The sequence below is a fragment of the Brotaphodocola sp. genome, assembly GCF_050873365.1.
Taxonomy (GTDB): Bacteria; Bacillota; Clostridia; order Lachnospirales; family Lachnospiraceae; genus Brotaphodocola.
In genome coordinates this window covers 20,137-32,525 of the sequence record NZ_JBNMIQ010000008.1, presented here as the reverse complement: position 1 = coordinate 32,525, position 12,389 = coordinate 20,137, and the positions used below count along the sequence as shown (strand labels likewise).

The 12,389-nt window shown below is 50.4% G+C and carries 8 protein-coding genes; all 8 read right to left on the bottom strand.

Annotated elements, in window-relative coordinates; genetic code table 11:
* Position 1: 1 nt before the first annotated feature.
* A complete protein-coding gene (locus ACR0QT_RS05835) occupies positions 2 to 1,156 on the bottom strand; it encodes an ABC transporter substrate-binding protein (protein ID WP_432629907.1) in 1,155 nt (384 codons plus the stop codon).
* 37 nt (positions 1,157 to 1,193) lie between these two features.
* Positions 1,194 to 2,231, bottom strand: a complete 1,038-nt coding sequence (locus ACR0QT_RS05830; RefSeq protein WP_432629906.1) for an ABC transporter ATP-binding protein — start codon at positions 2,229 to 2,231, stop codon at positions 1,194 to 1,196.
* A 15-nt stretch (positions 2,232 to 2,246) separates the two neighbouring features.
* The gene (locus tag ACR0QT_RS05825) at positions 2,247 to 3,080 is read right to left on the bottom strand and encodes an ABC transporter permease (RefSeq protein WP_432629905.1); all 834 of its coding nucleotides are present in this window, start codon (positions 3,078 to 3,080) and stop codon (positions 2,247 to 2,249) included.
* A gap of 453 nt (positions 3,081 to 3,533) precedes the next feature.
* Positions 3,534 to 4,850, bottom strand: coding sequence for an amidohydrolase (locus ACR0QT_RS05820; RefSeq protein ID WP_432629904.1), 1,317 nt, complete (start codon positions 4,848 to 4,850; stop codon positions 3,534 to 3,536).
* Between the two features lie 18 nt (positions 4,851 to 4,868).
* A complete protein-coding gene (locus ACR0QT_RS05815; RefSeq protein WP_432629903.1) occupies positions 4,869 to 6,218 on the bottom strand; it encodes a chloride channel protein in 1,350 nt (449 codons plus the stop codon).
* 116 nt (positions 6,219 to 6,334) lie between these two features.
* Positions 6,335 to 7,612 (bottom strand): threonine ammonia-lyase, encoded by a 1,278-nt coding sequence (gene ilvA, locus ACR0QT_RS05810; RefSeq protein WP_432629902.1) that lies wholly within the window; start codon positions 7,610 to 7,612, stop codon positions 6,335 to 6,337.
* 134 nt (positions 7,613 to 7,746) lie between these two features.
* Complete coding sequence (gene ftsY, locus ACR0QT_RS05805) at positions 7,747 to 8,688, bottom strand: signal recognition particle-docking protein FtsY (RefSeq protein ID WP_177978157.1); 942 nt, start codon at positions 8,686 to 8,688, stop codon at positions 7,747 to 7,749.
* Positions 8,689 to 8,828: 140 nt separating this feature from the next.
* Positions 8,829 to 12,389, bottom strand: a complete 3,561-nt coding sequence (gene smc / locus ACR0QT_RS05800) for a chromosome segregation protein SMC (protein WP_432629901.1) — start codon at positions 12,387 to 12,389, stop codon at positions 8,829 to 8,831.

Here is a 12,389-nt window from a genome sequence, read left to right as displayed (position 1 = left end):
ATTACTGTACAGAGAACAGCTCGTTCCAACGGTTGGTCCAGTCAGCCTTGTTCTCGTTGATGACTGCCCAATCCGGAATCTGAAGGCTGTTGATCATCTCTTCGCCGTAAGTAAAGTTTGCTGCCTGCTCCTCAGTCAGCTCTACATCCTTGCGAACCGGAGCATCTACACCGTCAAGTGCCTCTGCCTCCTGAACTTCCTTGGAGATGTAGAAGTTTACAAATGCCTCTGCCAGCTCTTTGTTCTTGGTTCCCTTGATGATGTTGATTGTGTTGAAACCGCTGTAGCTTCCCTCAGACGGATCTACCCATACATAGTCCTCAGAAGCAGACTTTGCGGAGGTGTAGGAGTAGTCAAGAAGAACTGCAACGGAGATCTCGCCCTGGTTCAGCATCGTGATCGTGTCGTTTGCGCTGGTGTAGGTCTTCATTACGTTCGGCTTTAACTCTTCCATCTTTGCAAAGATTGCATCATCATCCTCGCCCGGAGTCAGGTTCTCCATCTCTGCAACGGAGTAGTAGAACAGCGGACCGGTTGTCGTCGTGATATCCGGGATTGCGATCGAGCCCTCAAGCTCCGGATTCCACAGATCAGCCCAAGACTTGATCTCGATCGGGCAGGTGGACTTATCGTAAACGATTCCCAGACGGTTAAAGGTGTAAGCCGGACCATACTCCTCGCCGAACGGTGCCTTTGCAACGTCGTACAGACCATCAAGATTGGTCAGCTTTGTGGAATCGATCGTATCGATCAGACCCTGATCCATCAGATCTGCAACGAAGGAGTCACCGATTACAACAACATCGTAGTTGTCCGGAGTCTCTTTGATCTTGGTTACACGCTCTGCATTCTTTCCGCCCTCAACAATCAGCTTACAGCCGGTTGCCTTCTCAAACGGATCATAAACGTTCTTCTGAAGCAGTTCTGCGTTGAAAGAGAAGGTGGAAACACGAAGCTCCTGACCCTCAAAATTTCCCAGATCTGCGGTATCAGCAGACTCACTGCCTGCCTCAGTTGCCTCACTCTGCTCCGCTTCCGTTGCCTTTTCTGCCTCAGTTGCCGGTGCGGTGGTCTCCTCCTTTGCGGAACCGCCACATGCAGTCAGGGATGCGGTCATCAGTGCGACCATTGCAACGCTCATGATTTTCTTTTTCATAATCCTTTTCCTTCCTCTCCTTTGTTAAAACAAAATTTTAAAGCAAAATGATTTTATTTGGGGTCAGAGACAGTGCCACTTTGTCTCCTGCCTTGTAAACACTCTCCTGGTCGGTGCTGACCTCGAACTCACCGATTGCGGTGCGCACGTTGTACTGATTGCGCTTTCCAAGGAATGTACTTACCAGAATCTCTCCGGAAATCTGATTGACTGCCTGTGCACCAGCCGGAACCATCTGAATATCCTCCGGACGGATACATCCGCGCAGGTTCTCTCCCTCTTTCTTGTCTGTCACCTGAATCTTTGTGCCGTCGTCTGCGAGGTAAACACCCTCCGTCTCGGTCTTTTTCAGGTCAAGGAAATTCTCAAATCCAACGAAATGAGCGATAAATTCGGTCTTCGGATGATTGTAGATCGCAGACGGGGTATCCATCTGCTCGATCACACCGTGATTCATGATCGCAACCTTATCGGAGATCGCAAAGCACTCCTCCTGATCATGAGTAACATAGATTGCGGTAAATCCAAATTTCTGCTGAAGGCGACGGATCTCTACACGCATCTTGACGCGCAGTTTCGCATCCAGGTTTGAGAGTGGCTCATCGAGAAGCAGAAGATCCGGCTTGATCACAAGCGCACGGGCAAGCGCAACTCGCTGGCGCTGTCCACCGGACATCTCCTTCGGGAAACGATTCTCAAATCCCTTCAGATCCACAGTCTCAAGCATCTCAAGAACTTCCTTCTTGATCTGATCCTCCGGAGTCTTTCTCATTCTGAGTCCGAATGCCACGTTGTCAAACACCGTCATGTGCGGGAACAGGGCGTAGCTCTGGAACACGAAACCAAAGTTTCTCTTGTTTAACGGAACATTCGTGTAGTCTTTTCCATCAAAAATAAACTGTCCGTCGATCGGATTGGAAAATCCTGCGATCAGGCGAAGCGTCGTTGTCTTACCACAGCCACTCGAGCCGAGCAGGGAGACGAGCTCTCCTTTCTCCACCTGAAAGTTCAAATCCTTCAGAATGATGTTTTTGTCATATCCAGCTGTAATATTCTGTAATTCCAGAAGTGCCATAATCTTCTCCTTTTATCAAATCGTCGGGTTTAACTTTCGGCTGATTGCGCTGATGCCACTCGATACGAGAATCGTCACAACAATCATCACAACCGCAACCACGGAAGCCTGTGTCCAATCTCCTAAAGACATCGCCTGCTGATAGATCATCGTCGCAAGCACGCGGGTATCGGTACCTCCCAAAAGCTGAGGGGTCGTGTACGCGGTCAGGCATCCGGTAAAGACGAGAACGCTTCCGGTCACAAGTCCCGGAATACTCAGTGGCAGGACCACATGGCGGAACGTCGCCATCTTGGAAGCTCCAAGGCTTCCCGCTGCCAGATTCAAATCCTCCGAGATGTTGTCCATCACACCGATCAGAGACAGAATCATCAGCGGAAGGAAGAGCTGAATGAAACCAACGACCATCGAGAACTCATTGTAGAGCAGGCTGATCGGCTTATGTACTAGGCCGGTCGACACAAGCATCTGATTCACAATACCTTTTTTTCCAAGAATAACCATCCAGCTGAACGAACGGATAACCGGGCTCGTGAACATCGGGAAAACGGCAAGTGCCATCAACACACCCTTGTTCTTGGAATACTTGGAAATGTAGTAGGCGGTCGGAAATCCCAGACCGGCACAGACGATTGTGCTGATCAGGCTCAAGCGAATGCTTCGCCAAAATACCTGCTGAAAGTAAGTACTCTGAAGCAGGGTAAAATAATTCGCCAGGGAGAACGCTCCACTCTCATCAAAAAATGTCTTAAAGATGAGGGAGAACAGCGGAATCAGCATAAATACCGCAAGAAACAGACAGCCCGGCAGAATGAACAACAGATAAATCTTTGTCTTCTTCTCTAACAATGGTCTTCCCAACCTTTCTGCATGTAAATCATGATGACAGGACAAACCGAAGGCATCTTCTGAATCTGAATCGCATTTGCTGAATTACATCTTTCGACCCGCATCGCTCTCTTTCGACTCTAACGCCAATCAAAAAGGGACTCTTCATTTATAAGCAATTTTGCTTTTATTAAACAGTCCCTCTTATATTTAGTTTATCTCTTATCACGTTTTCTAATGAATATACCATATCATTATGTGATTCAAAAGTCAACCTCGTTTTTACATAAAAAATCGTTACTGTTCACGCGTTGCTCAAACAGCAACGGATTTTGTCGATGCTTCGCATTCCAAATCGACAAAATCCGCTACCACCACGTTATCTTACGGCACTTTCGGTCCCAAAAGTGCCTACCTATGAACAGCAACCCAATTTTCTAATTTTTTATTATACAAATTCAGAATAGACTCCTCTTACAGCACATCCGCATAGGTCTCCGCCTGGCGGACAAACGCCGGCATCTCGCGCATCAGTGCCTCTCTCTCCACATCAAGCGAGACATTCACGAGTTTGTGACCGTCGACAAGAAGTCTTCCATCGACCCAGACTTTATCTACGTTTGAGGCATTTGCCGAGTAGACGAGAGCCGAGTATGGATTATAGACAGGGAACATATTGACCGATTTCGTCTCGACAAGGACAAGATCCGCACGCTTTCCAACCTCGATCGTTCCGATCTGCGTCTCCGCTCCGAGTGCACACGCACCGCCTCTCGTTCCCATTGCGACAATGCTCTGCGTCGGCATTGCACTGCGATCATGGTAATGCGTCTTCTGAAGACCGGCAATCATCTTAAACTGCGTAAAGAGATCGAGCGTATTTCCTGAGGACGGTCCATCCGTTCCGACTCCGACGACAACACCCGACTCAAGCATTTCCTTGACCGGCGCAACACCCTTTCCTGCCTTGATATTGGCGCCGACACAGTGAGCAACCTTCGTCCCGGTCTCAGCAAATAAGTGTACATCGTTCTCAGTCGCATGGATGCAGTGAACCGCAAGCGTATCCGGTCCGAGCACTCCGAGATCATAGAGAAACTCGATCGGAGTCTTTCCATATTTCTCGCGGAACATCGTCATCTCATAGTCCATCTCGCTGACATGGAGGGTGTAGAGCGTCCCATAGCGTCTTGCAAGGTCATAGGCTTCCTTCAAAAGCTCCGGCGGGTTCGTGTTTGTCGCATGAGGAGCGACGATCGGATGAATCCGGTCGTGACCTGACCACGCTTTTAAGAAGTTCTCACAACGCGCAAGCTCCTCTCTTCCATCCTTTGCATCGCAGGTCGGCTGATCGATGACCGTCTGACCAACCCACGCGCGAATCCCCATCTCCTCGCAGGCTCTCGCAACCTCCTCTTCAAAATAGTACATGTCGGTGATTGTCGTCACACCCGAAAGCAGAAGCTCGCAAATCCCATATCGCGCTCCGTGGTACACAAGTTCTGGCGTCATCGCCTCAAGCTCAAGAGGGAAAAGAAATTTTCTCAAGCGGTCCGGACAATCATCTCCCATCGAGCGAAACGGAATCATCGAGATGTGGCTGTGCGTGTTGATCATGCCCGGCATCAGGATTCCGCCTTCAGCGTCCACAGTCTGATCCACATCACTCGGCCCCTCTCCGTCTCCGATCTCAAGAATCTTTCCATCCTCCATCACGACATACCCATCCCGATACGTCTGAAACTCCTGATTCATCGTCAAAATCCATGCATGATTGATTTTTGTCTTCATCTTTTCCTCCACAAAAATTTAGTGAGATTTCCGATTGATATACTCATTGCGAATCTTGGAATAAATAAACTTCTGACTGCTGTACAGCCCATAATATCCCGAGAGCGTGAAGCTGACTGCAACCGCAATCGCAAAATACGGCATCGCCTCAAACCCAAACAGCTCAAACGCCATCAGAATTGTCGAGACCGGACAATTCGTCACGCTCACGAACAGGCAAGCCATTCCCATCGCCGTTCCAAGCGAGGACGGGAGCGGAAGCACACTCGTCAGCAGATAGCCGACACTCGCTCCAACCGTCAGCGTCGGCACAATCTCACCGCCCTTAAATCCCGCACTCAATGCGATCGAGGTGAACACAATCTTCATCAGAAACGCATAAACCGGAACGCTCTCGCCCTCAAAACAGCACTCAATCAACTGCATGCCTCCGCCATTGTAGTAGCGCTCCTTAAATATCAGCGTCATCACAATAAAAATCGCACTTCCCGCGAGAACACGAAGATAGGGATTCGGCACAAGTTTCTGTGCGAATTTGCCACTGTTATGCAAGGAAACACAGAGGAGAATTCCCGCACACGCACAGACCATCGCAAGAATCACGGCAAGCACCGCGCCGGTAACACTCATCGGCGGAACTCCACTGACCGGAAATGCCTCCGGCGCAAGTCCGAGCTTTCCCGCAATCCCTGCTCCGATAAACGAGGCAAACAGACACGGAACCAGAGCCGAATAATACATGACTCCGATGCTCACAACCTCCATCGCAAAGACTCCCGCTGCAAGCGGTGTCCCAAACACCGCCGCAAAGCAGGCACTCATTCCGCACATAACCGCAATCTTCTTATCCTTCTCATCAAGGTGAAGCACACTTCCAAACAGATCCCCGAGCGCACCGCCAAGCTGTAAGGCAGCTCCCTCTCTTCCGACGGATGCACTGACGCAGTGGCTCAAGATCGTCGAACAAAAGATCAACGGTGCCGTCGCCAGCGTAATCTTCTCATTCGAGGAGATCGAAGAGATCACCATGTTTGTTCCGCGGTTCTTCTCCTCCTTTGTGACACGGTAGAGCCAGACAATGAAAAGTCCGACCACCGGCATCAGAAACAGACTCCAGTGATGACTCTGCCAGAACGTCGTCGCAAATGCGACGCCCTTTCCAAACGCCGTTCCCACCAGACCGACGATGCATCCCGTCACCACAGAGATCAGCGTCCACTTGATAAAATAATGAATATTTGCCCCGAGCGGGGTTTTCTCCTTGTATCCTTCCATCTTTCCCGTTTTCCCCTCTTTGTCTCTTCGCGCATGCGCCTTCTCGACAAACAGCCGGATATCCCATATCCCACTGAGACACCCGGCTGTCATGTTTCTTTTTCCCTAACTACATTAACTACATTTTCCTTAACTACCTTGACGATATTCAAGTTTTAAATCAACGCCCGCATGCAAAACATATGAAGCGTATGACTTCTTCTTACTCATTACTCGTTGTAGCAGCTTCCCTTGGACTTTACGAGCTTCGGACGATATCCCGCATCGCTGAGTGCCTGAACGATCTTGTTCTTGTGCTCGGTACCCTCCGCCTCAAGTGTGATGCGAAGCTCCACAGCTGCATTTCGGTTGATGCTGACAAACTGGTTGTGCTCGAGCTTGATGACATTTCCGCGCTCACTCGCAAGAAGAGTTGCAACCTTTGCAAGCTCACCTGGCTTATCCGGAAGCAGAACAGAAACGGTGAAGATTCTGTCTCTCTGGATCAGACCATGCTGTACAACAGAAGACATCGTGATGACGTCCATGTTTCCGCCACTGAGGATGGAAACGATCTTTTTCTTCTTCACATTCAGATGTTTGAGTGCTGCGACAGTCAGAAGACCGGAGTTCTCAACGATCATCTTGTGATTCTCTACGATGTCGAGGAAGGCTACGATCAGCTCGGAATCCTCAACGGTGATGATGTCATCCACATACTTCTGAATATACGGGAAGAGCTTCTCGCCCGGACGCTTTACTGCGGTACCATCTGCGATCGTGTTGACTGTCGGCAGAGTCACCACATGACCTGCCTTTAAGGATGCCTGCATGCAGTTTGCGCCTGCCGGCTCAACGCCGATCACCTTGATGTTCGGATTGAGCAGTTTTGCCAGAGTGGAAACACCGGTGCACAGACCGCCTCCACCGATCGGAACCAGGATGTAATCCACGGTCGGCAGTTCCTTGATGATCTCCATTGCGATCGAACCCTGACCGGTTGCCACATCAAGGTCATTAAACGGATGAACAAAGGTGTATCCATGCTCATCTGCCAGCTTGTATGCGTACTCACATGCCTCATCAAACACATCTCCGTAGAGCACAACCTCTGCACCGTAGCTTCTCGTGCGGTTAACCTTCATCAGAGGGGTCGTCGTCGGCATTACGATCGTTGCCGGAATGCCTGCGAGCTTTGCTGCGTAAGCAACACCCTGCGCATGGTTTCCTGCGGAAGCGGTGATCAGTCCCTTCTTCTTCTCATCCTCAGAGAGTGTGCTGATCTTATAGTAAGCACCGCGCACCTTGTAAGCTCCGGTGTACTGCATATTCTCCGGCTTTAAATATACCTTGTTTCCGGTAATGGAAGAAAAATACTCACTGTAAATCAGCTTCGTCTCGGAAGTTACCTCCTTGACGATCTCAGAAGCCTCCTCAAATTTTTCCAGTGTCAGCTCCTGCTCGCTGTTCTCTTCTACGATGCTCTTCTCGTTCTTTTCCTGATCCATGTTTTTTCCCTCTTTTCCCGCTGTCATCCGCCTGATCCGACCAAAAAGACAGATCCCTGGCTTGTGACTGCTGTTCTTCATTCTGTATTCTGTCTGTCTAATTCTTACCCGTGTACGGTAGGTAACGTCTTTTTCTACTCGGTCTTTGAAGTCTCGAAAAGTGCTTTTACAAAATCCTCGGAATCGAATTTCTGAAGATCTTCAATCTTCTCTCCAACTCCCACATATTTCACCGGAATTCCCAGTTCTGACTGAATTGCCACAGCAATTCCGCCCTTTGCGGTTCCATCCAGCTTTGTCAGGATGATGCCGGTGATATCCGCCACCTCCATAAACTGCTTTGCCTGTGCCATCGCATTCTGTCCGGTCGTTCCATCGAGAACCACCAGCGTCTCACGGTAGGCATCCGGATACTCCTTGTCGATGATCCGGTTGATCTTGCGAAGCTCCTCCATCAGGTTCTTCTTGTTGTGGAGACGACCTGCTGTATCGCAGATCAGAACATCTGCATGGCGGGATTTCGCCGCTGCAACCGCATCATAGATGACAGCCGCCGGATCAGATCCCTCCTGCTGGGCGATAATCTCGACTCCGGCACGGTTCGCCCACTCCGTCAACTGCTCAATCGCTGCCGCACGGAAGGTATCTGCCGCTGCCAGAATGACTTTCTTGCCCTCATCCTTGAGCTGACCCGCAAGTTTGCCGACAGAAGTCGTCTTGCCCACTCCATTGACACCGATGACAAGGACAACCGATTTGCGATTCTCGAACTCGTAAGCATTCTCTCCGAGGTTCATCTGCTCGCGGATCGAATCGATCAGAAGCTGACGGCACTCAGACGGCTCTTTGATGTGCTGAGCCTTGACCTTTGCGCGAAGATCCTCCATGATCGTCGTCGTGGTCTTGATTCCAAGATCGCCCATGATCAGAGTCTCCTCAAGCTCCTCATAGAAATCCTCATCAATCGAGGAAAATCCGCTGAAGATCGAGTCCATTCCGCTCACAATATTCTCTCTCGTCTTGTTCAGCCCCTCCACGAGACGGCTGAAAAATCCCTTTTTCTTCTTTTCTTCCACTCGTCCACCTCCATAAGTCGATTTTAATACATTCTGTCGCAGAAATCTATGTTTTTCTTTTCAAACATGAATTCGTTTGTTATTTCTTTATTTCTTAATTTCCTTCATTTTCTTTTCTTCTTCTGCTCGTCCAACTTCCGCTACTCATCCAACTGGTCTTCAATCAGATTTACCGACACAAGCGTGGAGACACCCTTCTCCTGCATCGTAATTCCGTAGAGACGGTCGGATGCCATCATCGTGCCTCTTCGATGCGTGATGACGATAAACTGCGTGTTCTTCGTCAGTTTTCCAAGATAACCGGCAAAGCGGTCGACATTCGAGTCGTCGAGTGCCGCCTCAATCTCATCGAGCAGACAGAACGGCGATGGCTTGAGGTTCTGGATCGCAAACAGCAGAGAGATTGCAGTCAGTGCCTTCTCTCCTCCGGACAACTGCATCATATTCTGGAGTTTCTTGCCCGGTGGCTGTGCAATGATCTGGATTCCCGCCTCAAGGATATCCTCATCATCCTGAAGATTCAGCGTTCCGTGACCGCCTCCGAAGAGCTCCTGGAACACGCGGTCAAACTCCTGCCGGATCTCCTTAAATTTTTCCTCAAACTGACGGCGCATTCCGAGATCAAGCTCCTCAATGATCTTCACAAGTGCTTCCTCTGCCTGCACAAGATCCTCATGCTGTCCCTTCATAAACAGGTAACGCTCCGAGATCTCCTTGTACGCCTCAATCGCATTGACGTTTACATTTCCGAGTGCCCTCACCTGCTGTTTGAGGGAATCTGCCCGTGCGCGAAGATCGGCAAGATCATGAAGACTGGGATCGCGAAGATTCTTTGCGACGCTCGGCGTGAGTTCATACTCATTCCAGAGATAATGAATCCGTCCGTCCTGCTTCTCCTCGAGCTTTTCTCTCTGGCTTTGCAGACGGACAACCTCGCGGTCAAGCTGACTGATCTGACCAGAGAGATCCTCTCTTCGGTCAAAGAATTCCTTCTGACGTTTTCCCTTCGTCTCGCGGTCGGCAAGTTTCTTTTCAAGAGAGGTCGCAAGTTCTTCCTTCTCCTTCGCCGAATCCGAAATTCTCGCTTTTAACGCCTCGATCTCCTGATTTTTCTGATCAATGGCTTCCTCAGAACCCTCGCTTCCGCCTCGAAGTCCCTCAAGTTCCTCCTCGAGTTTGCGGACTTCCTCTTCTACACGAGAAATATTCTGCTGTGCAAATGCCTCATTCTGCTTAAGTGTCGATTCCTCCATGCGGATCTGCTCAAGTTTTGCAGACGCAAGCTCGCGCTCACGCTTGGCTTTTTCCAGCTCGCTTCCCCGCTTTTCAATCTCCTCGTTGAAGTCCTGATTCTTCTTTGCGAGAACCTCGGTCTCCTCTCTGACCTTTCTCCGGCTCGCCTCGATCTCCTTGATCTGAGTCTCAAGCTGTCCGTTTTCAAGCACAAGGTCTCTTGAGGACTCGCGGATCTCCTCTCTCCTCGTCTCAATCTGTTTGAGTGCAAGCGTAGCGGTATTGTAGCGGATCGAAGCCTCCTGCACATTCTGATTCAGTTTTGTCCTCTCCCGCTGTACTTTTGTGAGCGCCGTTTCCTGCTCTTTCAATTCCTGAGCAAGTCTCTGGCTCTTCTCTCCGGCACGCACACACTGCCCTTCGAGCTCGTCAAGCTCTCGCTTTCTTCCAAGCAGATTGCTCGTATTCTTGAATGCACCACCTGTCATCGAACCGCCGGCGCTCAACAGCTCGCCCTCCAAGGTTACAATGCGAAGCGTGTAGCGGAACTTCTTTGCGAGTGCAATCGCATGGTCGATCGTGTCGACAACGAGCACGCGACCGAGAAGATGAAGCGAAAGCACCTGATACTGTGCTTCCGTTGAGACGAGATCACTCGCAAGTCCGATGACTCCCGGCTCAGAGAGTGCCTCCGGTCTTGAAAATCCCCCGCCCTGACCGATACTTGTGAGCGGAAGAAAGGTCACACGACCGAAACGGTTCTTTTTTAAGTACTCGATCAGCTCTTTCGCGGTCTGCTCGGAGTCCGTCACCACATTCTGAATGCTTCCTCCAAGAGCTGTCTCAATCGCCGTCTCATACTTTTTCTTCGTCGTGATCAGATCGGCAACGACACCGTGAATTCCGCTGACGCGCTCTCTCTGCTCCATCACGCGACGCGTACTGCTTCCATAGCCCTCATAGCGCTCTGCAAGATTTCGCAGGGAATCGAGCTTTGCAGACGCAATCTTCTGCTCCTGCTGTGCCTCCGAGAGCGACTGGCGAAGTTTCCGACAGCTTTTCTCAAGCAGAGTCTGCTGACTCTCCTTCTCTGCCTGTGCACTCTTTAATTCCTCGAGTTTCTCCTTTGCGCGGCCAATCTCGACCTGCTGTACCTCAACCTGCTCGTCCTGAACCGACTCATCACTCTTGATCTTTAAAAGTTTCTGGCTGACTTCCGAGCGACGCACCTGAACCTGCTCAAGCATCGCCTCGTAGCGCTGTTCTCTCGCAGTCAGAGAGGCTTTCTCGTTTAACGCTGTGATGATTCCATTCTTTGCCTCCTCGATCTTCTGCTCGAGAAATGCAAGATTCTCATCCCGTCTGTGAAGTTCATCCGTCTCCTGCGCGAGGCGCTGACTGCTCTCCTGCGCCCTTCCGGATGCCTCCTCTTTCTCTGTCCGGTAAGTCGCCATCTGCTGACTGCGATCTTTGAGATCACGGGTCACCGATTCCATACGCGAGCGAATATGCTCCGCATTCATCTTTTCGGTGTTGATCTGCTCGTGAAGGACGTTGATCTGTCCCTCAAGACTTCCCTTCTCCATCTCATGCTGATTTAAGAGCGTGCGCTTCTCCGAGATCTCAAGATCAAGCTCCGCAGTCTCCTCCTCAAGTTTCCCGTAGGATTCCCTGAGTGCATCCGACTGCGCCTTTACCTGCGAAAGATCCGCCTCCGCAATCTTTAATTTCTCATTGATTGCTTCCGCCTGCGCCTGAAATTCCTCGGTCTCCATCAAAAACTGGTTGACCTCACAGCGCTTCTGATCTTCCCGGAGTGCTAAATACTTCTTTGCGGTCTCCGCCTGTCTCTCAAGCGGTCCGACCTGTTTCTCCAGCTCCGAGAGGATATCCGTCACGCGGACGAGGTTCTGTTTCTCATCCTCAAGTTTCTTCTGTGCAAGTGCCTTTCGTCTCTTAAATTTCACAATTCCGGCAGCCTCGTCGAAAAGCTCACGCCTCTCCTCCGGCTTTCCGCTCAAGATCTTGTCGATCTGTCCCTGACCGATGATCGAGTATCCCTCTTTTCCGATACCCGTGTCGTAGAACAGCTCATTGACATCCTTTAGACGACACGCCGTCCCGTTGATCCGGTACTCACTCTCCCCTGATCGATACAGCCGTCTCGAGACCGTCACCTCGTCAAAATCAACTGCCAACTGGTGATCCGAGTTGTCCAGTGTGATCGCGACATAGGCAAATCCCTGCGGACGGCGCATCTGTGTTCCGGCAAAAATGACATCCTGCATCGTTCCACCGCGCAGTTGCTTGACTCTCTGCTCGCCCAAAACCCAGCGAACCGCATCCGCGACGTTGCTCTTTCCGCTTCCATTCGGTCCCACAATTCCAGTGATTCCGTTGTGAAACTCAAAGAGAATTCTGTTTGCAAACGATTTAAAGCCCTGAATCTCTATGCTTTTTAAATACAT

Excerpts from the sequence above, each read along its gene's own strand:
- ACR0QT_RS05835 (WP_432629907.1), bottom strand. The coding sequence starts at position 1,156 with ATGAAAAAGAAAATCATGAGCGTTGCAATGGTCGCACTGATGACCGCA.
- ACR0QT_RS05830 (WP_432629906.1), bottom strand. The coding sequence starts at position 2,231 with ATGGCACTTCTGGAATTACAGAATATTACAGCTGGATATGACAAAAAC.
- ACR0QT_RS05820 (WP_432629904.1), bottom strand. The coding sequence starts at position 4,850 with ATGAAGACAAAAATCAATCATGCATGGATTTTGACGATGAATCAGGAG.
- ACR0QT_RS05815 (WP_432629903.1), bottom strand. The coding sequence starts at position 6,218 with ATGACAGCCGGGTGTCTCAGTGGGATATGGGATATCCGGCTGTTTGTC.
- ilvA (WP_432629902.1), bottom strand. The coding sequence starts at position 7,612 with ATGGATCAGGAAAAGAACGAGAAGAGCATCGTAGAAGAGAACAGCGAG.
- smc (WP_432629901.1), bottom strand. The coding sequence starts at position 12,389 with ATGTATTTAAAAAGCATAGAGATTCAGGGCTTTAAATCGTTTGCAAAC.